The 25,415-nt window shown below is 42.5% G+C and carries 27 protein-coding genes and 1 pseudogene; 4 read left to right on the top strand and 24 right to left on the bottom strand.

Translation table 11 applies throughout. The annotated features are described in order from the left end of the window. Positions 1-40: 40 nt before the first annotated feature. The 4 genes from ACIQ0C_RS25145 to ACIQ0C_RS25130 all read right to left on the bottom strand — a co-directional run bounded on the left by ACIQ0C_RS25145 (position 41) and on the right by ACIQ0C_RS25130 (position 2,911). Positions 41-757: a hypothetical protein gene (locus tag ACIQ0C_RS25145; RefSeq protein WP_403065146.1), complete on the bottom strand. Its 717-nt coding sequence runs from the start codon at positions 755-757 to the stop codon at positions 41-43. Between the two features lie 370 nt (positions 758-1,127). Then, a complete protein-coding gene (locus ACIQ0C_RS25140) occupies positions 1,128-1,934 on the bottom strand; it encodes a DUF1444 domain-containing protein (protein ID WP_034309261.1) in 807 nt (268 codons plus the stop codon). A gap of 50 nt (positions 1,935-1,984) precedes the next feature. Beyond that, a complete protein-coding gene (locus ACIQ0C_RS25135) occupies positions 1,985-2,296 on the bottom strand; it encodes a thioredoxin family protein (protein ID WP_403065143.1) in 312 nt (103 codons plus the stop codon). A gap of 108 nt (positions 2,297-2,404) precedes the next feature. Beyond that, on the bottom strand, positions 2,405-2,911 hold the full coding sequence (locus tag ACIQ0C_RS25130) for a hypothetical protein (protein ID WP_403065140.1): 507 nt from the start codon (positions 2,909-2,911) through the stop codon (positions 2,405-2,407). Positions 2,912-3,034: 123 nt separating this feature from the next. On the opposite strand from ACIQ0C_RS25130, the gene ACIQ0C_RS25125 reads away from it, so the two are divergent. After that, entirely contained in the window at positions 3,035-3,484 is a 450-nt protein-coding gene (locus tag ACIQ0C_RS25125) for a YtoQ family protein (protein ID WP_403065137.1), read from the top strand. 212 nt (positions 3,485-3,696) lie between these two features. Here the strand turns inward: ACIQ0C_RS25125 and ACIQ0C_RS25120 are convergent, their stop codons facing one another. The 3 genes from ACIQ0C_RS25120 to ACIQ0C_RS25110 form a co-directional block, all read right to left on the bottom strand. Then, entirely contained in the window at positions 3,697-4,566 is an 870-nt protein-coding gene (locus ACIQ0C_RS25120) for an AraC family transcriptional regulator (protein ID WP_403065134.1), read from the bottom strand. Positions 4,567-4,683: 117 nt separating this feature from the next. Beyond that, positions 4,684-5,205 carry a DUF84 family protein gene (locus ACIQ0C_RS25115; RefSeq protein WP_403065155.1) on the bottom strand — a complete coding sequence of 174 codons (522 nt, stop codon included), beginning with the start codon at positions 5,203-5,205 and terminating at the stop codon, positions 4,684-4,686. Between the two features lie 80 nt (positions 5,206-5,285). Next, a complete protein-coding gene (locus ACIQ0C_RS25110; RefSeq protein ID WP_402835352.1) occupies positions 5,286-6,359 on the bottom strand; it encodes a M42 family metallopeptidase in 1,074 nt (357 codons plus the stop codon). Positions 6,360-6,535: 176 nt separating this feature from the next. Between ACIQ0C_RS25110 and ACIQ0C_RS25105 the strand changes: the two genes are divergently transcribed. Further along, positions 6,536-6,853, top strand: a complete 318-nt coding sequence (locus tag ACIQ0C_RS25105) for a hypothetical protein (protein WP_402835353.1) — start codon at positions 6,536-6,538, stop codon at positions 6,851-6,853. Positions 6,854-6,905: 52 nt separating this feature from the next. Here ACIQ0C_RS25105 and ACIQ0C_RS25100 read toward each other — a convergent pair whose 3' ends face one another. Both ACIQ0C_RS25100 and trmB read right to left on the bottom strand, forming a co-directional pair. Further along, positions 6,906-7,751 (bottom strand): YtnP family quorum-quenching lactonase, encoded by an 846-nt coding sequence (locus ACIQ0C_RS25100; RefSeq protein ID WP_402835354.1) that lies wholly within the window; start codon positions 7,749-7,751, stop codon positions 6,906-6,908. Between the two features lie 128 nt (positions 7,752-7,879). Further along, complete coding sequence (trmB, locus tag ACIQ0C_RS25095; protein WP_251539812.1) at positions 7,880-8,518, bottom strand: tRNA (guanosine(46)-N7)-methyltransferase TrmB; 639 nt, start codon at positions 8,516-8,518, stop codon at positions 7,880-7,882. Between the two features lie 241 nt (positions 8,519-8,759). Between trmB and ACIQ0C_RS25090 the strand changes: the two genes are divergently transcribed. Next, a complete protein-coding gene (locus ACIQ0C_RS25090; protein WP_034309293.1) occupies positions 8,760-9,035 on the top strand; it encodes a YtzH-like family protein in 276 nt (91 codons plus the stop codon). Here ACIQ0C_RS25090 and ACIQ0C_RS25085 read toward each other — a convergent pair whose 3' ends face one another. From ACIQ0C_RS25085 to ACIQ0C_RS25050, 8 genes are all read right to left on the bottom strand, one after another. Continuing rightward, entirely contained in the window at positions 9,036-9,818 is a 783-nt protein-coding gene (locus tag ACIQ0C_RS25085) for a phosphotransferase family protein (protein ID WP_034311469.1), read from the bottom strand. Between the two features lie 291 nt (positions 9,819-10,109). Beyond that, positions 10,110-11,141, bottom strand: a complete 1,032-nt coding sequence (locus ACIQ0C_RS25080; protein ID WP_403065130.1) for a diacylglycerol/lipid kinase family protein — start codon at positions 11,139-11,141, stop codon at positions 10,110-10,112. Further along, complete coding sequence (locus ACIQ0C_RS25075; RefSeq protein WP_403065127.1) at positions 11,053-12,060, bottom strand: NERD domain-containing protein; 1,008 nt, start codon at positions 12,058-12,060, stop codon at positions 11,053-11,055. The genes ACIQ0C_RS25080 and ACIQ0C_RS25075 overlap by 89 nt, the downstream gene beginning before the upstream one ends. A gap of 19 nt (positions 12,061-12,079) precedes the next feature. Beyond that, positions 12,080-12,637, bottom strand: coding sequence for an RNA 2',3'-cyclic phosphodiesterase (gene thpR, locus ACIQ0C_RS25070; RefSeq protein ID WP_403065152.1), 558 nt, complete (start codon positions 12,635-12,637; stop codon positions 12,080-12,082). Positions 12,638-12,877: 240 nt separating this feature from the next. Continuing rightward, positions 12,878-14,116: an Nramp family divalent metal transporter gene (locus ACIQ0C_RS25065; RefSeq protein WP_214770922.1), complete on the bottom strand. Its 1,239-nt coding sequence runs from the start codon at positions 14,114-14,116 to the stop codon at positions 12,878-12,880. Between the two features lie 204 nt (positions 14,117-14,320). Next, the gene (gene dat, locus ACIQ0C_RS25060) at positions 14,321-15,175 is read right to left on the bottom strand and encodes a D-amino-acid transaminase (RefSeq protein ID WP_403065123.1); all 855 of its coding nucleotides are present in this window, start codon (positions 15,173-15,175) and stop codon (positions 14,321-14,323) included. A 21-nt stretch (positions 15,176-15,196) separates the two neighbouring features. Next, positions 15,197-16,609, bottom strand: a complete 1,413-nt coding sequence (gene pepV / locus ACIQ0C_RS25055; protein WP_403065120.1) for a dipeptidase PepV — start codon at positions 16,607-16,609, stop codon at positions 15,197-15,199. A gap of 155 nt (positions 16,610-16,764) precedes the next feature. Next, on the bottom strand, positions 16,765-18,102 hold the full coding sequence (locus ACIQ0C_RS25050) for an MATE family efflux transporter (RefSeq protein WP_403065117.1): 1,338 nt from the start codon (positions 18,100-18,102) through the stop codon (positions 16,765-16,767). Positions 18,103-18,565: 463 nt separating this feature from the next. Between ACIQ0C_RS25050 and ACIQ0C_RS25045 the strand changes: the two are divergent. Beyond that, a pseudogene (locus tag ACIQ0C_RS25045) lies at positions 18,566-18,929 on the top strand (SDR family NAD(P)-dependent oxidoreductase); the annotation flags it as partial. A gap of 111 nt (positions 18,930-19,040) precedes the next feature. Here the strand turns inward: ACIQ0C_RS25045 and ACIQ0C_RS25040 are convergent. The 7 genes from ACIQ0C_RS25040 to cobA form a co-directional block, all read right to left on the bottom strand. Next, positions 19,041-19,526, bottom strand: coding sequence for a DedA family protein (locus ACIQ0C_RS25040; RefSeq protein WP_328131439.1), 486 nt, complete (start codon positions 19,524-19,526; stop codon positions 19,041-19,043). 259 nt (positions 19,527-19,785) lie between these two features. After that, positions 19,786-20,337 (bottom strand): signal peptidase I, encoded by a 552-nt coding sequence (lepB, locus tag ACIQ0C_RS25035; RefSeq protein ID WP_202311459.1) that lies wholly within the window; start codon positions 20,335-20,337, stop codon positions 19,786-19,788. A 195-nt stretch (positions 20,338-20,532) separates the two neighbouring features. Continuing rightward, positions 20,533-20,802, bottom strand: coding sequence for a DnaJ family domain-containing protein (locus ACIQ0C_RS25030; RefSeq protein ID WP_403065113.1), 270 nt, complete (start codon positions 20,800-20,802; stop codon positions 20,533-20,535). 172 nt (positions 20,803-20,974) lie between these two features. After that, entirely contained in the window at positions 20,975-22,855 is a 1,881-nt protein-coding gene (locus tag ACIQ0C_RS25025) for an immunoglobulin-like domain-containing protein (protein ID WP_403065110.1), read from the bottom strand. A 176-nt stretch (positions 22,856-23,031) separates the two neighbouring features. Next, positions 23,032-23,442 carry a DUF4064 domain-containing protein gene (locus ACIQ0C_RS25020; protein WP_403065107.1) on the bottom strand — a complete coding sequence of 137 codons (411 nt, stop codon included), beginning with the start codon at positions 23,440-23,442 and terminating at the stop codon, positions 23,032-23,034. 137 nt (positions 23,443-23,579) lie between these two features. Next, positions 23,580-23,753 (bottom strand): hypothetical protein, encoded by a 174-nt coding sequence (locus ACIQ0C_RS25015; RefSeq protein WP_403065104.1) that lies wholly within the window; start codon positions 23,751-23,753, stop codon positions 23,580-23,582. A 207-nt stretch (positions 23,754-23,960) separates the two neighbouring features. Further along, positions 23,961-25,409, bottom strand: coding sequence for a uroporphyrinogen-III C-methyltransferase (cobA, locus tag ACIQ0C_RS25010; RefSeq protein WP_403065101.1), 1,449 nt, complete (start codon positions 25,407-25,409; stop codon positions 23,961-23,963). Between the last annotated feature and the right edge of the window lie 6 nt (positions 25,410-25,415).

Genomic DNA, 25,415 nt, shown 5'->3' with positions numbered 1-25,415 from the left:
ACTACCGCACCGGATATTCCGGGTAATACTAAAAAGGATTCTATTGGAATATTTGCTGTTCATATTTCCAATATAAGTTCTCGGATTCTTTCTTTTCTAAGAAGGTGACTACAAATTTAGTTTTATAATCTGGATCTGAAAATGAAACTTTATGATTGTGTGTCCAGCCTATTTTTCCTAATTTACTGAAAAGATGCTGTTCATCGGTATCGGTTTCTCTCATGATCCGTTCTCTTCCTATAACTTCACCGTTTCTCTTTTTGATTTCGAGAAACACATCTATATAAGAAACTTCTTGTTCACAGACAATACTGCAAGAATATTTTCTGTTAGGGCTGCTTTTCTTCGCATAAATCCACTTGTTCGCAAAGCCCAGGTTTATTATTTTTTGATGGATGGCCTTAAAATGGCCAATATCAAGATTAAGTTCCTTAGCTACTTGTTCTAAAGGTTTTTGCATAACTTCAAGTGTATATTCTTTTTTCCTTTGGTCCGTAGGCAAAGATAAAAACTCTTTCATATTAATCTCAGCGAAAACAGATTTATGATTAAACATAATAAACGAACCAGCGTCTAATTTGTTTATTATGTCCAAGCCTGATACACAATTAATCAGTATTCCCTTATATTCATCCGTTTTGAATTCTGGAAGCAAACGACTGTATAAAGAAGCGATACATCTTGTTTCCCTATAAAAGATTAAATTTGCCTGTCTATCCTCTGGAAAGAATAATTCAATATTTCTTATAATCGGCATAACTACCTCCGGAAAACCAATGAAAATCTTTTTTATATTGCCGGAACTGCATTTACGTTTACTGAGCAAAAGGCGCTTCTGTTCAATTTAAAAAAATTGCAATCAACCCATTATTATATTGGACGCTAAAACGGACAGAGTGTTTTTCCAAGGGATACTTTTGGAACTTACTCCTTCGGTGGCTCAATGCTTTGCACTCTTCCGCAGCGTTCATCCGCTTGTTCTATTGTTTTATTCCATATTTTCAAAATATTTCAATTATATTATCGCCGATTAAAAAATAAATATCAACTCCAAGAGTCATATACTCTATCAAACTTTAAAAGGACCGCTGCCAGATGCTGACACGGTCCTTTTGTGATTCAATATATTATTGTTCACGCTTTTTGTTTTTACCCATAATGAAGATGGGCTCCAGCTCATTTTCTTCGTAAAGGAATGATAGAGCCGTTATCGGAACATGACCGCTGGCAAAGAAGCTCATCGCCATTTGCGCCAGAATATCATAGCCCGTATCATTCTTCACATCGGCAATGATGATGACATCCTGATGGGGAATGGCCACAGCCATGGTCCCCTCGACCTTGTCCTTCATTTCCCGAAGCCATGATTCATTCAGGATCCTGCTGGCATCATATCCATCATTCGTGTTCAAAAAATAAAATGCATTACCTGCAACGATATCCGACTTCATTTCAGTGGAAAGGGAACGGGCATTAAAAAGGGCAATTTCACGGATCCTGTCACCCTGCCAATTTTCACGTTGAATCATCTTTTCATCTATAAGACGGTAGGTTTTACCTAAATCAAGGGCATAAAAAATCCGGGTTTCAGCTGTATGCTCATCGAATAAAAATGGATTTCCTTCTTCCGATTCCATAGGAAAGGAGGTCGAGCGGATGACTGGGAAAATGAATTTCTCCTTGCCTTCCATGCTGTGTTCTTCCCCCATCACATTCAGGGCCTCTTCCACGTAATAAATAATTTCATCGATCGCCTTTTCCTGTACGTTTTCATAGTTAGCAAGTACAGGAGGCAATTCGATGGTGATTCCCTTCCCGGTCTTCACATTTTCCACCCGTAACGTATCTTGCTTGCTATCGAATTTGAATGTCCGACCCTCATCTTTTAAACGTTCCTTCAAGATATTTTTCAGCTTCGTGCTGTCCATTTTCATGACTGACCCTCCTCTTCATTGAAAAATCCCCAGCGAGAAGGGGATTTTGATTATAGTGATTGAATGAATTCCTCAATTTGTTCTTGCGTTTTACGATCCTTGCTCACGAATCTGCCTAACTCTTTACCATTATCATAGGCGATGAAACTTGGTATACCGAATACATCATTTGCCGCACACACATCGATGAATTCATCACGGTCCACATAAATGAATGTAAAGTCAGGAAATTTCGTTTCAATCTCCGGCATTATCGGTTCGATTACACGGCAATCTCCACACCATGTTGCTGAAAAAAGAAAGATATGTTTGCCTTCATTTTTCAATACATCATATTGTTCAACGGTTTGTAAATTTTCCATTTGAATATTCCTCCTGCTCTAAATGACACCTTAGTTTTTATAATCCCATCATACCAGACTCTCCGCGAATCAACCATTAATACGGATCGGTTGAAAGGCAGGGTCATCTTATTTCTGGGGCACGGATGAAACAATTTCCATCATTTGTTTTGCATCGGTTTTTAATTGGTCTTTTTTCGTTTCGGTTGTCAGCTTCACCCCGCCGATCCCCACTGCAAGCTCATACTTTTCTTTCGGTATCTCTTTGATCGAAATAAAGCCGAATTTATCATCAGTTTGAAAAGAATGCAGCACTTCAAACTGATCCTCTTGTTCCTTTATCGCCAAATATAACACGGAGCTGTCTTCTTTTTCATTTGGATTGACAAATAATATATAAATCTTATCCCCTTTTTGTAAAATCAAATTATTATCATGTTCTTCCACTACTTTAAAATCCTTTGGCAGATAGACTTGAATTAGCCCTGCCTCTTGATTGGGCTGTTTTTCATCGTCACGAAAAGCCACTTCAGCAGCCTTCATTGCTTTTTCGGTTTGTCTCTCGATCCCTGAGCAGCCCACGATCAAACTGCTTATCAACAAGATAACAAGGAAATTCTTTTTCGATAAAGCCATCGTCATTCCTCCAGCCGTCTCTTTTATTACCTTATGGATAATATTATCCTTATTTATGGAATTCATCCATTTTCTAAAAAACATGGTACAATGAAAGCAATTTTAATATCGAGGAGGAAAACAATGAAGTTAACCGTGTATCTTGCTGGGGAAATCCATACAAATTGGAGAAGTGAGTTGAGAGATAAGGCCGCTGCACTGAAGCTTCCATTAGAATTCGTCGGCCCGATGGAAAATCATGAACGCTCCGATAATATCGGTGAAGATATCCTCGGGGAACAGCCAAATCCTATCCTGAAGGATGCAGCCGCTTCCCAAGTCAATAATTTGCGGACAAGTCTTTTGATGAAAAAAGCCGATCTTGTCGTCGCTTTGTTTGGCGAGAAATATAAGCAATGGAATACTGCCATGGACGCAAGCACCGCCGTTTCCTTGGGAAAACCGCTTATTTTGATTCGCCCGGAATCCCATCACCATGCCTTAAAGGAATTATCGGAAAAGGCGAGTGTCACTGTCGAATCCGTGAACCAAGCCATGAAGGTGCTTTCTTATATATTTGAAGAAGGGCTGTAAATCCAGCACAAGTATAAAGGACTGACCATCGAACGTACGATTTACTTTGGCTTATGCCAACTCCCATTCATTTCCTCTTTACCGTTGGGCTCTCTCCCTTCACTCACTTGAAGAGGGAGTCTTCTGGCAGGAAATGATAAAAAGCTTGCAGGGGGAAATTAGATGCCTAACTCCCTGCAAGCGAAAAACGAATGAATTTTTATGGTTGAACACTATCCCTTTTTAATCGGAATCCAAATTTCGGAGTAATAGTCAGGGTTTGAAGCATCGTCATTCGCGTATACTTCCAATTCAGGGGTTCCGGCATGTTCATGACCGCTGGTTGGGAACCATTCGGAAAAAATCCGCTTCCAAGCTTGTTGCATGGCATCAGGCATAGGTCCGTGAACTTCAAATACAACCCACTTGGAAGCCGGTATCATAAGGGCTGAAAACTCTTCAGGCACTTTCCCGGCATACTCTGCACCTATCCAATAATCCATCGTTTCATTTTTTCCTACAGCCCGCTTATCGACACATACACCAAGCAAGCCATCTATTTGGCCATTGTTCAACTTCGCTAACCTATCTCCTGTTCCATTCGAATTGACTTTCTCCCACAACTTTGGAATCCCTATCAAATTCTCTTCATTAACCAAGGAAAACTCTTGCTTGATTCCAATCAATTGAAAGGAATCCCTTTCAAGGATATTGTATTTCATCGGTTTAGCCCCTTTCAGAATGACCTGTATCATCAGGCGTTCATAAAATTTCAGCTTCCCCATATACTTTCGAGCTTCGCTTGGAGATACCCCATGCTGCCTTCGAAAAGCTTTTGAGAATGCCTCGGGGGTGTCATAGCCGTACTTGTAGGCTAAATCAATGACCTTACCATTTGTGGATGAAATCTCCTGGGCAGCTAAGGTCAGTCTTCGACGCCGGATATATTCACCAATTGATATATCCGTTAAAATGGTGAAAGTCCGTTGAAAATGAAAAGCTGAGGCATTCGCCTGCCTGGAAATGCTCTCGATTGTCAGGTCCTCCAATAAGTGCTCTTCGATATAGTCGATGGCCTTTTGGATTGATTCAACCCACCCCATATCCGCTCACCCCTTATCACTATATTAGCAAGGCCGCTCATTAAAACCCTGTCTTATTCTGCTCTGTTTTGGCAGTGTTCGTTTCCAAATCGAAGCCCGCCTTTCCATGACAGTGATTCAAAAATCCCGCTTTTTCATTTTCCGCTTATATTCGTGTTGACCGGCTAGCATCCTCATGATATGAAGGAACATTTCGCCCCTGGTGATCCGCTCATTTGTAAATACGCCTATTGCCCCTTCCTTTTTGCTAATATTCTCTTGCTTTGTGAAGGCGTCCATCACGGGGCCCAACTCTTCACCGTCCAGCAACTTCCCGGCAACAATTCCCGGAACAGGGATTCTCGCTCCTGCAGCTACAAAGACCTCACCGTCCCTCGTGGCCATTGCACCCCAATTACACAGAAACAGCGCTTGTCCCATTTTCACGACACCGCCTTCAAGTCCGATACCCATATCGGCATCACTGTGAATCAAGCAATTCCGGGCACGAGTAATTGCCCCCTCCATCGTTTCCTCGTCTGAAAAAGGCTGTTCCGGGACCCCGCTCTCCACTTGAAGCGAAATGATTTCAGCATCTTCATATACACCAAGCACGGCACTTACTTTCGCCGGATTCTTACTGCCTACTGCTATTTTCAATATAATTACCTTCCTTCTATGTAAAAAAAGCTGATGGAAAAGGATCATGACAGCATCCCTTTCCATTTCAGCTTCCTCCATCAACCGTTTTTTATCAAGGTCTCGAATGTCGTTTTATCACAGGAACGAACCAATTTCCCAATCAGTTCACGTGCAGCGGCATAATCATCAATATGAATCATGGATGCATGTGTATGGATATAGCGGGAACAAATGCCAATCACCCCGCTTGGAATGCCTTCGTTTGCAATATGGACTTGCCCTGCATCCGTACCGCCCTGGGAAACGAAATATTGATACGGAATCTCATTCGACTCGGCCGTATCAAGGATGAATTCCCTCATGCCGCGATGCGTAACCATCGAACGATCAAAAATGCGGAGCAGTGCCCCTTTTCCCAGCTGGCCAAATTCACTTTTACTGCCGGACATATCGTTCGCCGGACTTGCATCCAAAGCAAAGAAAAGATCCGGTTTGATCATATGGGCTGCAGTTTGCGCACCCCGTAATCCCACTTCCTCCTGGACGGTTGCCCCGGAATATAAGACATTCGGTAACGTTTCACCTTTTAAATCTTTTAACAATTCAATCGCAAGTCCGCAGCCATAACGATTATCCCACGCTTTTGCGAGGATTTTCTTCTCATTGGCCATCGGCGTGAATGGACAAATCGGTACAATCTGCTGACCAGGCTTAATACCGATTCTCTTCACATCTTCCTTATCATCCGCCCCGATATCAATCAGCATATTTTTAATATCCATTGGTTTTGAGCGTTGCGATTCATCAAGCAAGTGGGGCGGAATCGAACCGATGACACCAATGACCGGACCGTTATCGGTTATGATCTCGACTCTTTGGGCCAAAAGCACTTGACTCCACCAGCCTCCCAGGGTCTGAAAGCGAATCATTCCATTTTCCGTTACGGAGGTGACCATGAATCCCACTTCATCCATGTGCCCGGCAACCAGTACTGTCGGCCCATCCTCATTGCCTCTTTTCAGGCCAAATATTCCGCCAAGGCGATCTTGGACGATTTCATCGGAATACTTTTCCAACTCACTCTTCATGAAACTCCGAACTGCATGTTCATTTCCCGAGGCTCCCGGTAATTCCGTCAATGTTTTAAAAAGCTCCAAAGTCTCATGATTCATTTTTCTACCCCTAACTATGTATTGTTTCTTTCTATTTTACAGAACTTAGCATCGTGTTACACTAGAAAGTTCTAATTTATCAGTTTATGGGTAAAATTTCAAATTATTAGTCAAATAAAGCGTTCTTCTGTATACTAGAAGAAGTGATTTTATAAAATGCAATGGAGGAGAAATCAATGAATTGGAAAACGTTTTTACTAGGTACTGCAGCCGGGTTCGCTGCAGGCTATGCAACAAAACAACTATTGGATCAATCAAGTAAACCTTCTCCCGATAAAGTCTTGGCCCAAGTGAAGGAAACAGTCAAAAAGGATGGAAATATATATGGCTCATGGATCTTGATGAAGCCGGAGAACTATACAAAAAACGATTTGGACTATGAAGTGTACAAAGGCGGGATCACCAGGAATACAGAGGGTATACGCGAGCAATTCGAATTTGTTGCAGATGCCTCAACAGGAACGATATTGGAGCTTAATGCACAACATGATTGAAACAAAAATAAGGAGGACCGTCAAGATGACGTCCTCCTTTTTGCTTTCCTTCTTAACGCTTCCGTTTCAATTCGGCTATTATCTCCTTACCCGTTACATCCCATTTGATGGCACAGTATTGGGCATCATGGTAAAAGCTATACCAGGACCCATTTTCCAGTCCGGATTTCATCCACTTTTCCTTCGCCTCGATGGAAGTCATGGGATAATCATCATAAGCAAGGACCCAGAGGACATTCGCATGCGCGTGCGTCGGCATGATATCTGCCATGTGAATCAATCTATCCCCTCCATCTTCAATGATGATGATCGCATGTCCATCACTATGCCCCCCGGTATGGATCATTTTAATGCCGTCCGTAATTTCCTGCTCACCTTCAAAAGGACGTACCAGAGAAGCGACAGCCTCCCAGTTTTCTGCCCAATATGTACTTTTTGAACGAATATTCGGGTTTTTCATTTCCGCCCATTCAGTTTTGGTCGTGATGATTTCTGCACGCTCGAAAACAGGTACCCAAGTTTCTCCTTCACGTTTCGTCAATCCGCAGGCATGATCGAAATGTAGATGGGTCATTAAAATGTAATCGATATCATTTGGCTGAATCCCAAGTCTGCCAAGATCTTCGACAAGATTGGATTCCTCCGTCACCCCAAAATTCCGTTTCTGCTTGTCATTCATCTTTCCATTGCCAATACCGGAATCTATAAGCATGTTCAATCCATTAGCCTGCACCAAAATCGGATCCGTACGTAACTCGATTTGGTTATTTTCGTTAACAGGATGCTTCTTGGACCAAAGCGGTTTCGGTACAACACCGAACATCGCACCGCCATCCAAGTGTGTCACACCGCCATTCAACCACGTTAATTTAATTTCCCCTATTTGCATCGTTTCCATTTTACCCCTCCTCTACCTTTAGTTTAACACCCACTTCCATATATTGAAATTGATAACAATCAAGGCATCCCCGTGAATCATAAACAAAGAAAAAAACCAGATGCTGTGCACCTGGTTTCGATCGATGATTATTGGAACATTGCTTCCAATCGGTATATCCGGTTGCCTTTACTCGAGAACTTTTCTTCATATTCAGTCATGATGTTACCTTCAAAACTGCTGTTATGCAAATCAAGGCTTACATATTTCAAGAGCATGCCGTATTCGGAAATACTTTTCAAGGAAGATTCGAATAACCCTTGGTTATCCGTCTTGAAGTGAATCTCGCCTTTGTCTGGCAGGATGCCTTCATATACTTCGAGGAAGGTCTTATACGTTAAACGACGTTTTGCATGACGTGATTTCGGCCATGGATCAGAGAAATTCAAGTAGACGCGATCGACGTCGCCTTTTGCAAAATAGTCCCCTAAATTCGCTGCGTCAACATTCAACAGCTTTAGATTGGGAACATCCGCTTCGATCAGCAAGTCCAATGCGGCTACAATGACGCTTCCATATACTTCAATTCCAATGAAATTCACATCAGGATGGGCTTTTGCCATTTCTGTGATGAAACGGCCTTTTCCCGTACCCACTTCAATATATAACGGATTATCGTTTCCGAAAACTTCATGCCATTTACCTTTATGGCTCACTGGCTGCTGAATTACATATTGTGGAAAATCATTCAAACGGTCTTCAGCCCAAGGTTTATTTCTTAAACGCATGATGACACCCCTATTTATAATATAATCGTTCAAACCATAACACGAGTGCATGGATTCCTGCAAGTTGATTTTTACAGGAAACACCACTCTTCAAATAAAAAAACTGCCGGCCATCCAGGCGACAGTCTCTGTAGTTTTCATGTATAAAACTTTCAGCAAAACACACCATAAATAAGTGAAGGGCAGGCGAGAACCACCTGGGAATCCCTTGAATCCATGTTTAAGAAAGGAGAGGTATTATATGCCGCTTTCCCATGAACATCAAATGTCACTATTGAAAGATATATTGACCAACCATCAAACAGACTGCTGCGGATCCGTTTCTGAATGTGAACAGGTTGAAAGGCTCGTCAAATCCTTAATGATCAATATGGAAATTGACAGCAATGTGAAAACGATACTGACGGAGATTTACGAGTACAGTCAGACGGGCATCGGTACCGCCGATTTAGATGCCCATATTTCAACCCACCAGAACGACCTGTCCCAGTGGGTGGATGATATAGATCAATTCTGATCAGCTGACCATCAATAACGCTTCCAGTTTTTGCAGTAATTCATTTCTTTCCTCGTACCGCTTTCTACGATGATGCCATTGGATGGAAAGGACAAGTTGTGAAACCGTATGCCATTTCATCCTCATCTCCAGGCCTGCGTCAAGCTTCTTGCCGTAACGGGCAAGCCATTGATTCCATTCTTCCCTTGGGACATATGAATACAGGAGTATGCCGAGGTCAATGGCCGGATCGCCTATGACCGCTCCGTCCCAATCAATCAGGAACAAACCGTCCGTTTCGGTCATGAGCCAATTATTGTGGTTCACATCACAATGACAGACGACTTTTTCGTCGCATTCAATCAACAGGAGATTGTTCTGTAAAAAATGGATGGCCTGCTTGATAATCGGAATGTCCGTAACATCCGAAGATAACCCGGTTTCTATGTCTGTAAGTATACTTTCAGGTCGTAAAGGGGATTTCCCAAGCCTTTTGAGCATGCTTAACAAAGGATCGGATTGATGAATTTTTTGAAGCAGCTTTGCGACTCTTATATTGTTCATTTCCTGCTGAGATAGCTCCCTGCCTTCCATCCAATGCTGGGCCGTAATTACATCCCCATTTTCCAGGCGTTTTGTCCACATTAACTTTGGAACAATGCCCTCAGCTGAAAGAACAGCTAAAAATGGCGATGAATTTCGTTTAAGGAAGAGCTTCTGCCCCTCTTTCTCGGCAATAAAGGCTTCTCCCGTAGCTCCTCCAGCAGGGGATATATCCCACTCCTGACCTAATAAATGTTCCAACTGGTTCACCTTCGATTTCCTCGCTTAATCATACAAATGTGGGTACGTTCACCTAGTGTATGTATTACCACTACTTTGAGTCCATGTTTTATAAAAAATCCGCCTGCTGGCGAAGCTGCATATATACTTGCATCGGGATGATACCCGCAATTAAAAACATCCTCATTTAGAGAAATAAAAAAATAGCTATTGAGCAATTAAACAATAGCCATAAATTAAATTTTAGTTGAAAAACGGTTTCTTCGTCAAGTACTATAAAACGATTATACGCATAAAACAAAAACAAATAAATCATTTCATATTTTTGTAAGGGTTATCTCCCTGAAACAAGACGCGCAAATTCTCTTTCAGAACCGCTGCAGCTACTTCGTTCCTGCCAACAATTTCCCCATCAGACTGGATTTTTACTGACCCTTCATTCTTCATTTTTATCATTTTACCAGAAAAAGAATCAACATTTTTTATGTTTAGGTGACCGCCCCATAAAACGGTGATGAAGACGGTCAATAATTTCACCAAAGGAATATCATGGACCGCAATCACGTTCAACTTGCCATCATCCAGCTTCGACATCGGTGAAATTTTCATCCCACCGCCAAAATAGGGCTGGTTCGCAATAACGATGAACCAAACCTTTTTCAAAAGATGCCGGTCTCCATCAATGATCAATTCCATGCAACTGGGCTTGTAAGTAAATATCTTTTTTATAAAAATGAACAGATAAATTAATTTACCCGCTCTGACAAAATTAAACCATTTTTTCAGTGGGGAACGGTCCGCTTCATCGGAAATTTCAGCATCAATGCCCATTCCCAGGCTGTTCACGAAATAACCCATCTTGCCATTCGTCTCGAACTGTCCAATATCAATGGCACTAAAGGCATTATCCTGAAATAAAGAAAGAGCTTCTTCCACACTCTCGGTTTTTTGAATGCCCCTTACATAATCATTGCCGGATCCAGCCGCAAGGGAGCCAATGATAGCGTGGGGGAAACCAATGGCGCCATTTATCACTTCATTAATCGTGCCATCTCCCCCGATCGCGATCAATCGGGTATCATGATTCGTCCCTGATAGAATCTCCTTCGTCAATCTTAGCGCATGCCCCTTTTCCCGTGTAAAAAACACCTCATGGGGAACAGCTTTTGATTTCAGTATTTTCTCGGCTTTTTTCCAAACCTTCAAACTCTCTCCATTTCCAGCCATTGGATTGACAATGAAATACATCGTTTCTTTAAGGTGCGGCATGCTGATTTCCTTCCGTTTGGTTATAACCGGCTTCCCATTCAGGTCGCAGGCTGGATGTAGTTTGGCAATATTCAAGCAAAGCCTGTGCCCCTTTTAACTGCTGTGCCTTAAGAGGAGACGATATAGCCCGCATCCTTTCAAACCACTCCGGGAAGGTCCGTTTATCCAATATCGTAATATCATAGGGGGCTTCGGGATAATCGACATATCCATTCCGGGATAAAATCACCTTTTTAATCGGCATGTTCACTTCATATAGCTCAAATAACTGGGAGACGATGTTCGTCATCCGATTTGCACCAAGCAAAGGGTTGAGCACTTTTTTATCAGGATGCTTATGATGCCTGCGGACCCAGAATCGTTCACTTGAACCGATGAAAGCAGCGTCTTCTTCCGCTTCCAGAAAAGTGATGCACCAAGCATCAACAGGGGTCAATAAAATGACTTCGGCTTCAACAGGCGCATTTTTCAAAAGAAAGATAGGTTTATATAATACGAGAAACGTATCCGGAAAACGCTGCAGAAAAAAGCGGAGCCTCTCATCCAAAAAGAATGATTGGTCCACAAATGACTTTTCACGAAGCGTCGAACTCCCCCATTTCATTTGAAAACGAAGCAATTGATTTAAAAAATTTTGCTTTAATTCATCCAGACTGTCCGGTCGGAACGGAAATCTTAATGAAAAAACATTAGAATCTTCCATCTGGTTCGGTATCTGCAGTTCTTCTGCTTCTGACTCCTGTTTACCTGTCCGGCGGAATATGCCTTTCATCTTTTTAAACAGGCCCATTGAATCTTCCTGAGGCGGATCAAATTTGACCTGGTTTTCACTTTCAGTTTGTTCGCTATACAACCGATCTAGCTCGCCCGCATTATAAGCAGCCTTCAATTTATCCCATTGCTGTTTTTTCAACCGTGCAAATTGTGTTGGATAACGATAAATATCCTGCTCATACCGGGAAATATAATCCTGCATCTTTATGAGCTGTGCCATTCGACCACCACCCATCTCTCTATTTTTGAAGGTTTATCGTGAAAATCTTCTCGTATGAAGGGGAAGCTCCAAGATGTGTTTGATATAACGCAACCTGATCTGCTTCAAAATGCTTATCCTGCAAATCCCCCATCTGGCGAACGCTCTCCAACGAAAAGGGACTATCCCCCTCGAATTTTCTTGCCAGCGTAATATGAGGCTTAAACGGCTTTTTATCAAGTTCAAAACCCGCTTCGATGCAAGAATTATAGACTTTCCTTTGAATGGCAAAAAGCCTTTCTTGCTGCTTGACGCCTGCCCATAGAATCCTTGGACTCTCACTCTTGCCAAACCCTCCGATATCGCCGAGTTCCAAGCCGAATGAGGCCTCATTGGAAAGCTCGCTTTCCACACGCCCCAAAGCATCCTCTTTCAATGTATCGGGAGCATTGCCCAAAAATGCCATCGTAATATGATAATCGGCTGGATGCAGCCATTTCTTAAATGGAAAGTCTGGCTTTAGTTGTTCCGTAACAGCATTTAAATATGCCTTAATATCATCAGGCAATACTAAAGCAAAGAAAAAATGAGTATTCATGGTCACTTACATTCCTTCCTGTTTTCCCTTTAATTTTACCATAAATCCCATTGCATATACCTTTTCTTGGGCTCCCTAATAATTATTCCCTCCACAGGAATATTCCCAATCCACCATGCTATGAGCGACGCCCCTGACGGATAATATGCAGGTCCGGGGCGTATTTTTTCGGTCTTGGCCGATTAACGGAAAATACAGCAAAAAAGGACCAAAAATCGGTCCTTCCCTGCCATTTCTTCTTTAGCTGAACAGTGTTTCGTAAAGCAGGAACAAGTTCAGTCCAATGATAAGTACAGCTATAAGCCAAGCGATGCTCGAGGTGATTTTATGGTTGACCAGGCTGCCCATGATTTTTTTATTGCTTGTAAACATGATCAATGGCACTAAGGCAAACGCGATGCCAAACGAGAGTACAACTTGGCTCATCACAAGTGCTTTGGATGGATTCACTCCCCATAATATTATGAGCAGGGGCGGGACGGTGGTAATGACCCTTCTTAAATAAATCGGTATATGTCTTTTAATGAATCCTTGCATGACAACATCACCTGTCATTACACCAACGGATGAGCTGGATAAACCGGCAAATAATAATCCTATTCCGAAGAACATCGCGACTGATGGTCCAAGCATGGCCCCGAATTGTTGATAGGCAACATCCAAGTCCTCCACTAGTGCTCCATTCTTATGAAATAGGGCAGCTGAAACTATGACCATGGCTGCATTGATCGCACCTGCAATCAACATGGCGATGACAATGTCAATTAGCTCAAAACGATAAATCCTTTTTCTTTCCAAATCGTTTACTCCGACTATCCTTCTTTGAGTCAAAGAGGAATGAAGGTATATCGCATGTGGCATAACGGTGGCTCCAAGCATACCGGCCGATAGTAAAATACTGTCCACTCCCTCGAATTTTGGAGTGAAGAGTCCTAAAACAACAGCTGAAGTGTCAGGTTTTGCATAAAAGACTTGAGCGCCAAAAGCTATCACAACGACAAATATCATGACCGTGATCAGGGCTTCGAATGTCCGATAACCTCTGCGCTGGATTTCCAGAATGGCAAAGGAACCAATCGCGGCAATAATTGCCGATGTGATTAACGGTAAGTCAAATAGTAAATAAATCCCTAGTGCCGCTCCTATGAATTCAGCTAGGTCGGTTGCCATTATAACGGCTTCGGCCTGAATCCATAATAAGAAAGATGTTTTTTTCGAAAACTTTTCCCTGCATAGCTCCGGAAGGTTCTTTCCAGTGGCTATCCCCAATTTAGCTGATAGCGATTGGATTAGCACAGCCATTAAATTGGAGGCGAAGATAACCCACAATAACGTATAGCCATATTTAGATCCGGCTGTAATATTGGTCGCATAATTCCCCGGGTCAATATAGGCCACAGCTGCTATGAAGGCAGGCCCTAGATAGGGAAGCAGTTTTTTTATTCCTCTCGAAGAAGATTGATGCAACACATCGGACATAGCTATTTCTACTCCTTTTTACACGCAACTCAAATTGTTGCAATAGGTAAACTTTTTAGGTTATTAGCAAGTATATTCCTGGTTTTTGAAAATGTCAAAAGGGAGGATTGCATATGGATGTAATTGGATTCGGGGAAGGCCAACTCGCTTCCGACTATACAGATAATAAAAACCCCTTGCCAATAGTGGCAAAGGGGCATTTTACTATTTAATGGAACCGCATTGCTTCTCGATTTCCTCGGAAAACAGTTTCTGCAGTCTTTGAGTTATCGGACCGGGTTCCCCGGCTGCAATCGATTGGCCATCGATATTAATGATTGGTGTCACTTCGACACTAGTGCTTGTATAAAGGACTTCATCGGCTGCCATCATGTCCTCGACCGTGAAGGCTTCTTCGACATAGGGAATCCCATGATCAGCGCAAAGCTTCAGCATCACCTGACGGGTAATTCCATTCAGGATCAAGTTTGTGGCCGGATGCGTTTTAAGTTGACCATCCACAACGATTGAGACATTTGACGAACTTCCCTCCGTCACCGTACCATCCCGATGCTGGATCGCTTCATCACAACCGGATTCCACCGCTTGCTGTTTAGCCATTATATTACCCAGTAGATTTAAACTCTTGATATTACAGCGCAGCCAACGTATATCCTCGGTGGTAACAGCATTGACCCCTGGCTTCATTTTGCCTGTATAAGGCATTTCCTTGGTATAGGCAACAAAGACCGGCACTACCTCTGCAGTTGGAAAAGAATGTGTACGCGTAGACACTCCCCTTGTCAGCTGCATATAGACGATACCGTCCTTCAGTTGATCTTCAGCGATCAGCTCTTTCATGCGGGTTTTGATTTCCGCTATGGTAAAGGGAACTTTCATCTGTATCAACTTCGCACTGTCGATCAGCCGGTTCAGATGCATGTCCCCCGCAAATAATTTGCCATTATAAACCCGGATGACTTCATAGACGCCATCACCGAATTGGTATCCCCGGTCTTCAATATCTACCTTTACTTCGGACCTGCTTTTAAGGTCGCCGTTAAAAATGATTTTTCCCATGTCTTTCTCCCTCTTTGCCTCTTATTTAGCCAATTCATGAATGGCACGTGCATAAATGGACGTAGCCTTAAGCATATCTTCAATATCAATATATTCATCTTTCTGATGTGCAATGTCTTCGCTGCCAGGGAAAAGCGGGCCAAATGCAACGCCTTCTTTCAATGACCGGGCGTATGTGCCGCCGCCAATCGAAAGAAGCTCGGCTTTATCACCTGTCTCCGCTTCATAAACGTCCTGCAACGTCTTAATCAAGAAGCTTTCACTGTCCACATAATGTGGAGTTGAATGCGAATTGGTCTTCACTTTCAAATTATATGCCGCAAGCCTTTCTTCCAAAGCCGCCTTTTGCTGTTCCCACTCAAACGTGACCGGATAACGCATACTGAAACCGATCGAGCTGTCACCTTGTTTAGAATAATTGAAAACGCCGGCATTGACCGTCAATTCTCCTGTTTGCTCATCCGAATAAGCGACACCTAAATTATTTCCGCGGGAATCTTCAAACAAACGATCCTTAATGAAAGTGAAGTAGGCTTTCGCATGCGGATCAAGAGTGAGATCAGCTAAAAATACGGCTAAATGCAGGCCTGCATTTCTTCCATTTTTCGGTTCCATCGCGTGTGCCGAGATACCATTCATTTCAAGCAGCACTTGATTTTTTTGCGGAACGGCTTGGCCCCCCAACGAGTATTTTTGCAGATAATCCTGATAGTTTGCCGCCACTTCAGCAGGATTGGCCGCCTCCACAATAGCCGTAGCAAAATCCGGTACCATATTAGTCCTTCGACCTGAAGAAAATTCGATGACATTCACGTCTGAGTTCGTGCCATTTCCTGCATCGGCAGGGTGGATAACCGAGAAATCCCAGATTCCTTTTTCCGCACTGATGATCGGGAAGTCAGCATCTGGTGCGAAGCCGATCGAAGGCATTTCCTCCACTTCAAAGTACCGGTCAACGCAGCGCCAGTTCGATTCTTCATCGGTTCCAATGATCATCCTCACACGTTTGTTCAAAGGTTCTCCCAGCTCCCGGACCAGCTTCATCGCATGATAGGCAGCCATCGTCGGCCCTTTATCATCGATTGCCCCACGAGCATATATGCGGCCATTGCGGATTTCAGCGCCAAACGGATCCGAACTCCAGCCATCTCCCTCAGGTACCACGTCGACATGGCATAATATCCCGATTAACTCCTCGCCTTCACCCATTTCGATGTGACCAGCGACATTATCGACATTTTTCACAGTAAAACCGTCTTTTTCGCCTAATTGAAGCATGAAATCAAGCGCTTCCTTCACCCCTTTACCGAATGGGGCCTCCTCTGTCGGATGTTCTTCATCAAGTACACTTTTTATTTTCAATAAGTTTTGTGTGTCCAGTAATAAGTCCATTTTCCGTTTTTCAACTTCTTCTCGCCAATTCAATTCACTCAAAATATGACAACTCCTCTTTTATATATATTTTTCATTTTATCACTTTTACTACCCCATTCGCCAAGCGTGGCTACCTAATCTTCGTATTCCCGCATTTTTGCTATCATCAAACTACCGATGGAATTCCTAAAATAAATAAAAAACACCCTCTTTTATTAAAAAGAGGATGATTTCATTAGACTATCGTCATTCATTATCTCTGTTACTTTTCTGTTTAGTCTTGGGATGTATAATGCTAAAAACAGGGAACGTCCTAAACTGAAAGCCAGGAATGCAAGCCATAAACCATGATTGCCATGATTGCTGACTGCTGTGAATTGGACTAATAGAAAAGCCATTAGTGCCAGAAGCATCGAGTTCCTTACTGGAACGGCTTCAGTCGCACCGGTAAACACTCCATAAAAAATGAGACCGATAAAGGCAGTGAATGGGAATAGGGCTATCCAAAGTCCATATTCATGGGCCAATTCGATGACGCCGGGAATATCCGTGAATAGGAGAATGACCTCATCGCTGAAAAGATAGTAAGTTGCGGCAAGCATGAACGAAGCATACAAGCCCCACCGCGCCGATAGTGAGAGTGTTTTTTTATATAGGTTTATATCTCTCGAACCAATCGCCTTCCCGACCAGAAGACTCGACGCATTCGCGAAGCCATCAAAGCAATAGGCCATCAGGTAATGGATTTGAATGAGTACGGCATTGGCCGCCAGGGTCTCTGTCCCGAAAGTCGCTCCCTTGGCGGTAAAAAGATTGAAAACCGTGATCAGGCAAATGGTCCTGATGAATAAATCCCTGTTGACCACCATCATTTTTTTCAGGGAAGCCCGATCGAACCCCTCCCGGAATGAAAATGAATCCGGTACGTTAACCGCTTTCCGGATCACCCACAAGCCCAGTAAAAAAGCGGAAATCTCTGATATCAATGAAGCGGCAGCAACCCCTGATACAGACCATGAAAAGCCATTTACAAAAACGAGGCATAAGATTATATTGAGCACGTTCATGAAAACTTGAATGAACAAAGACGTTTTTATCCTCGATTTCCCGATTAACCAGCCTAAGATGACATAGTTCAATAGAGCAAAAGGTGCCCCCCATATCCGGATGCCGAAATAATCTGCGGCAAAGGCGGAAACGTCCGATTCCGGACCGATTGCGCCTAACGACACATTCAAAATGGGCTTTTGGATCACGATAAAAAGCAGACCGATGATCGCTGCAATGAAAAAAGGCCGAATCAAGGCCATCAGGGTTTGCTTTTCATCCCTTGCCCCCTCCGCTTGTGCAGCGAAGGCAGATGTACTGACCCGGAGAAAACCAAAAAGCCAATACATCGTATTAAAAATTATCGTCCCGACAGCCACCCCGCCAATATAAGCGGGATCACTCAACTTTCCAACCACAGCCGTATCCACCGCACCGAGCAATGGCGTACTCATCGTCGAAATCGTAAGCGGGATGGCCAAGGAAAGATACACTCTGTTATTCATAAAATGATGACCTCCTATGTACATAAAAGTTTTGAAAAGTTAGAATTGGAATAGCGTTATAAAACTTTGTATTTAAAGTATAAAAAGATTGCAGTATCCTATTTCAATCACTAGAATTGTACTTATGGTGCTCCCCAACATGCAAGAGATGCCTCTACAAGATTACTTGTGAAACGTTTCAAATAGAACGGGTAAAAGCCAATTAGATATTGATAACTTACGTATCAAAATTTGAAGATTGAAAGATTGATATCGCCTTCAACCCGCAGGGGTTATGGGAATTCCATTTTTTTACATATGAACCGTGCATTTTTATCCAGCAAGAAAAAGGCAATTCGCAAGCCGGAAAATAAAATGCTTGACGGATTCTTGAAGGAGTTTTAGTATTGCTCGTTGATCATATAACTTTTGAACTATGCTTGAACATATATTCATCGTTATAAAACTATTCAGGAGTGATATGATGGGAAGATTGACTAATAAAGTAGCCATTATCACCGGCGGAGCATCTGGAATGGGCAGGGAAATGGTAGACCTATTCACGAAAGAAGGAGCACAAGTCATTGCTGCCGATATCAATGAAAAGCTGTAGCTGTTATGAATGAACTGGGTAACGTCCATGGAACCGTACTTGATGTATCTTCAGACGAAAGCTGGAAAAAGGAGTTAACGATACGACATTGGCCGATTGGCAGCAAATGTTAAGCATCAATGGATTTGGACCATTCCTTGGAATGAAACACGTTGTTCCTCACATGGCTAAAGAAGGTAAAGGCACAGTTGTAAACATTTCTTCCTTTACTGCACAAATCGGAATGGGCTTTCATCGACGGCGGATACTCAGCTCAATAATTATAGCAGGAATGGAAAATCCCGTTTCTAAAATTCAGAAACGGGATTTTCTGATTCAATAAAGAAATTTTGTAAGTTGTAATGAGTTAAGTTAACACACCGATGAAATAGCCAAAAGTCGTAAATACCAAACACCAGCTGAATGCCCCTGCTCCTGCAAAGATAAAATACTTTCGTTTCCCCATTCCATTCATACCGGAAATGTAACTGGCGAAGTGACGGACTCCTGGGATGAAATAGGCTATGATAATGGTCCAAGGACCGTATTTATTGAACCATTTCTCCAATTTTTCCAACCTCGCGGGGGTCAATTTGATCCACTTACCATGCTTCCTCAAGAAAGGCTTCCCCACCTTTTTCCCGATGAAATAACTGACAAGCATCCCGGATATCGATCCAAGGAAACTGACAAGGAATGCTCCCTGGACATTCAAAACGGAAATGGATGACAGATAGCCGACAAAAGTCATCATGAACTCATCAGGTACCGGCAAGCCAATTATCCCAATGGCCAGCAGTCCATATATCGCAAAATAACCATAGTTTGATATTAAATCTTTTACTATATCCATCTAAAGTACTCCATCTCAGCACCCTTTATTAAAGTAATCCATTTTCTTATGCGGGCCTGGGTAACGTGATTACTTCTTTTTAATAGGATAACCTAATTTAACCCAAATGAGTTGATTTTCATAAAAAAAATAGAAAAAAAAGAAGAATGGACACGTTTTTTGTTGAAATACCTGTTTGGCAATGCGATTCAATGTCCCCCTTTACGGAAATGAAAAATGGCAACAATAAAGCGGACTCGATACCTGAGTCCGCTTCTTCTTATTTCACAATCTTTATTTCATTGATCGGCCAATAAACTAGATTCGCCTTGCCCACGATTTCATCGACGGAAATCGTGCCGATTTCACGGCTATCCAAACTATTTTGGCGATTGTCACCCATAAGGAACAACTGGTCATCCGGCACTGTCATGCTGCCCGTAATATCTTCGAGCTTGAAGGACTCAGTCAACGGCACTCCTGATGCCATCTGATTCTTATATTTGTCCAAGTATGGTTCTTCATAAGCTTTCCCATTAATATAAAGCGTATCGTCTTTATATTCAATATGGTCACCTGGCAGACCGATAACCCTTTTTATATAATCTTTATCTACCGTTGCATGAAAAACGACAATATCAAACCGGTCTATATTATCGATATTCGTTCCAAACTTAGTAAGTACAATTCTTTCGTGGTCTTGCAGAGTCGGCATCATTGACTCACCGTCCACGACAATCGGTGCAAAAATATACGTTCGAATTAAAAAAGCTAGAATGACTGCAATCAATATCGCTTTTATCCATGAAAAAACTTCTTTTCTTTTTTCCAATCGAAGTCCCTCTCTCTGTTTTTTATTCATGCCATTATATCATAATCCTTTAATGATCACGTCATACAAATACCCACATTTTACACATTATCAATTCCTTCCATTTTTCATACTGGATTTCGATGCTTTCCAACTCTATTTCCCTGCGCTGCATTTGGGTTGGACAAATCGCATTATATGTACGGACTTTCTCATTTATTTCATTAATTCAGATTCAGTTCCATTCATTTTTTTCAATCTAACCAATTCGGGTAGCTCTTCCCGAATTTCTTTTTGCCATTTTATCCAAAGCGGAAGGAAGCCGGCATCCTTGGCCTTCGTCAAGAAGTTATCATATATATTTCCCGACAGCGCCGACTCCGGAAGCGGTTTTCCAAAGCCAGGATTATTCTTCAACCCGCCTTCTCTTTCATATTCCTTAAAAATCTGATCCATCCAGTTCACATACCCGTGTTCTTTGCCCATAAACAATCCCCCTTCAGATCACTTTCGTTACATGTTTTTACAATTATAACATTTTTATCAATATCCACTCCACCCTGTAAGACACTTTCTACTATTATATATGCATATCTTTCAGCCAAACACATTGGAGACATTAAAAAAAGGATTCCCTAATTAGGGAATCCCTTGCCTTCTATTTAACTGTGATTTTCCTTTTTACTTCCGCCTTGTTCTTCGATTTATCCGTAACTGTGTAAGTCAATGTATAGGTGCCTTTTTTCTTCGTATTCACAGTCCCTGTTATTTTGATCTTACTTGTTAAAGTTCCATCAAGATTATCTTTTGCGGATACACCTGATTTAGGATTGAATGTCGAGTTATAGGCAATGGTTTTGCTTTTGGCACCGGAAATGACCGGCTTGGTGCTGTCTACCGTAATCTTTCTTGTGACTGTCGCAGTATTTTTCGAAGAATCCGCGATTGTATACTTTAAAGTATACGTGCCTTTTTTCTTCGTATTCACAGTCCCTGTTATTTTGATCTTACTTGTTAAAGTTCCATCAAGATTATCTTTTGCGGATACGCCTGATTTAGGGTTGAATGTCGAATAATAGCCAACGGTTTTACTATTGGCTCCCGAGATGACTGGCTTGGTACCATCTATCGTGATCTTTCTTGTGACTGTCGCTGCATTTTTCGATGAATCTGTGACCGTATACTTCAATGTATAGGTCCCCTTTTTCTTCGTATTGACTGTACCCGTCACTTTGATTTTACTAGTCAAATTGCCATCGGCATTATCCTTGGCACTCACGTTTGTTTTTGGATTGAATGAAGAATTAAGTTTGATGGTTTTATTCCCGGCACCTGTAATCACCGGCTTGACTTGATCATAAACGGTTATTTTCCTTGTGGCCTTGGCAACATTCCCTGCCTTGTCAGCTACCGTATAAGTCAAATTATAGGTGCCCACTTTCTTGGTATCCACCTTACCTTCCACACGCATGGCACTCGTTAAGTCACCATCTTTATCATCCTTCGCCTTTACGCCGGTTTTAGGATTGAAAGTAGAGTTGAATGGAATCGATTTACCGGCAGCCCCTGAAATCACAGGCTTATTCGTATCCTTGACAATCGATAGCCGATTGGAGATGTAAGCTGATGAAACATACCCCTTAATACTCTTGTCTTCCGTTTGTACCGGGTAAAAGACAAATTTATTTCCCTTAGATTCGTGATAGTCAAAATTCCCTGTGATGATCAATCTTGTATTGGGAGTAACGGTCACTGCACCTGCCGTAGTGCTTATTTCCTTCCTGATATTCGCGCTGGATGTCGTCACCACTTTGTCTCCTGCCTTGAACCAATAAACAGAGTCATGGGTTTGATCTGTAAGTGTGTATTCAAGGTTTTTAAAGACGATATTTTCAGTGCTGTCCCGATCATATTGAAAGTCCGTTGTTTTGAATGGATATTTTGCCAGTTTTGTATCATTCAAATAACTTTGGTTTTCTATCTCAGCAAAAACTTCCTCTTGGTAGGCATTCGCATTTATTTTCCCGTTTTCCTGGTAAAGAGGACTGTTCACCGGTTTTGTCCCATTGTAAGCCATGACAGGGAAATACCAGTTTTCGATGACCCTGCGTCCTGCACCTTTGATCTTGGGCAAATCCCTTCTTGGATACATGCCACTCAGGACCTCGACGCCTGCCCCGATATTGTAGACTATATCATGTTCCAGTTTTTTCTGGTCATACCCGCTTTTATTTGTAAGCTGCATTAGACCGATACCGCCATCGTCGGATATAATCGGTTTTCCATCATCATTGAATTGCCTCCAATCCCCGTTTTCCTGCGTAGCCACCGCTTTTACCACTTCAGGGGGGATTTCAGCCTCTATTGCCGCATTCGTCAGTAAGCAGTTGATCTGCTTATGGGAAGGATTTTCATTAGGTTGAATCTCACCGAATGATGAACACGCATTGGTTATTCCAGATTCCGCAAAAGCGTGTCCATTGAACAAACCGAGTGTTAAACAGGTCAGTGCCCCAACCTTCATTAAAGGTATCTTCATCGATCGAACTCCAGTCTATTTATATTTAAATCTATAATAATAGTAACATGGTAGACTGGTGATTGTAGGTATAAAAAGGTATATCCCCCTAAAATATCCTTGCAGCACAAAAGGAGCTTACCCGCATTTTCGGGACAGCTCCTTTGTTTTCAAATCACGCTATGTATGGTGCCGGATCATACGATCACTTCCACCGTTTCCCTCGGCTTCCTTACAAGGCACATGATACCCGGTATGATGAAGAAGATAAGCGGCCAAACATGAAAGATCGTCAGAATGCCCGTAATGATCAATAAGATTCCGGCTCCCTTCGCTTTGCCGCCTTTTAATAGAAAGATAGCGATCAAACCGCCTGCCAAGGCAATGAACAGCGATATGATCCCCGCCCATAGTATGCCCATGAACAACTTGATTGACATATCTACCTCAGACGAGGAAAACTCAGAATCTGTCATTAATGAGTAGTCCATCATTTCTTTCAAATCGATACTATTGAGATAAACGGCCGCCATGATCGTGACGATTAAAAAAATCGCTGCGATACCCACGCCTATGATACTTAAAACGAATTCCCATGTCCGTTTCATTTGCTTCGCCTCCCTGGAAAAGTCACGTATATATAATACCCAATCTGTGAAGGAATAAAAGACTTTTATTCCTTACTGTCCATTTGGTGAAGTCATCCAAATCCATTTAGCATCCATCCCTGCCTTAATACCCGCCTTCATTTATCCTTCTTTTTCAATCGTTCATTTAATTCATCTCTTTTATTTTTCAGGTTATTCATTTTTGTCATGTGCTTTATAAAGAAACGGACCGCCTTCACAACCATTACGAATAACAGAACAAGTAGGGCAAGGTAGAATAATTGCCATAAAATATCGCCAATATTTAACATGAAGTCACCCCCTATCTTTGAATGTTAAACATCCATTCCGGCCAATAAAAACAGTAAGTGAGTGCTTTTCGTACTTTCCGCATGTTCCGTGATGTCCCGTAATTAAATGATAACACGATAGGCCATAACACTGAACGCCAACAACATTTATAAGAGTTGAATAACGAAGCCCCCCCCAAAGGAAATAGACCCTGTTTTTATCAGAGCCTAAAAAACATTCCTATTCACGATCAAATCCACCAATTGTTCGACAGACGGTTCTTTCGGCATCATATCAGATGTAAATCCATAGTCTTTAAGTCTATTGCCGGTACTTTCCCCGATCACCCCGATGGAGGCTTGATTTAGCAGCCCTTCAACATCCACGTCTGCCTTGTTCCCATATTGCATCAGCATATCAACTGAATGCCGATTCGAAAATAGTGCCGTTCCGACAGCTTTCCCGTCCATCATTCTCGGAAAGATTTCAAGGAATCTTTCATCGACAAATTTATCGATAGATTGTATATAGTCTCCGTCCCCATGTGCCGGATCTCTTTGATCTCTGTTTCGATCTCCAACAACCAACAATGTTCCGGCTTCCGACATCTCGGATTTGAGCTCGGCTATCAGACCCCGTTGCTGTAAAGCCTTTTTCGATTTCCTTGATAACACATATAGTTTAGAAGAAATCCGGCGGAAATCAATTGCATGTTCAGTGAGTGAATCCAAGAATCCATGGACACTTTCAGGCGAGGTGAAGAGAATTCGATCATACGAAAGAAAAGCGAGCAGCTGACTTTCTTCTATTTTCACTTTTGCCGCATGCCATTTAGGAAACTCGATGACTTCGCCGCCAAGTTCATGCAGGGCTTCCGCCAAGGAACTCTTTGCCGTCCCCGTTCGGGCCACTAAAAACCGTTGTCCATATAGCGGCTTCTTTTCGAACCATTGCAGTTTTCCCCTTAGTGAAATGATATCCCCGACCAAGGTGATCGCAGGATTGCCTAGCGACCTTTCACTTACCCGTTCGACAATATCATCCAAGGTCCCCTCGACACTTTCCTGTCTTCCATAAGTGCCCCATTGAATGACCAGTGCCGGCGTGTTGCCCGGCTTTCCATGATTGATCAAATTTTCGCGGATATACGGAAGGTTAGCCACCCCCATATAAAAGGCAAGCGTATCTATACTTTTAACAAGCCCGTTCCAATCTATATCCTTCTTCGTTTGGTCATGGCCCGTCACCATTGCAAAGGAACGTCCGTAATCCCGATGCGTGACGGGGACTCCTGCGTACATGGATGCAGCAATGCTGGAAGTAACCCCCGGAATGACTTCGAATGGGATTCCCTCATCTTTCAACGATTCCGCTTCTTCCCCGACTCTTCCAAAGACGGCAGGATCACCGCCTTTCAAACGGACAACCCGATGCCCTGCCAGTGCTTTGGAAACAAGCAGCTCATTGATTTCCCCTTGGCTGATGCCAGTAGTATAAGGTGTCTTGCCACAATATATCAATTCACAATCGAAGGTGGCAGCCTCCAACAGCTTGGGATTTAGCAATCTATCATATAAAATGACGTCCGCTTTTTCAATCGCTTTTTGACCTTTTACGGTAATCAGGCCCACATCACCCGGACCTGCACCAACAAAATAGACCTTGCCCTTGGTCATGCCGCA

The organism is Peribacillus sp. NPDC096448 (assembly GCF_044762675.1).
Lineage (GTDB): Bacteria > Bacillota > Bacilli > Bacillales > DSM-1321 > Peribacillus > Peribacillus frigoritolerans_B.
Note: the sequence above shows the minus strand (reverse complement) of the source record. Positions and strands in the feature narration are given on the sequence as shown.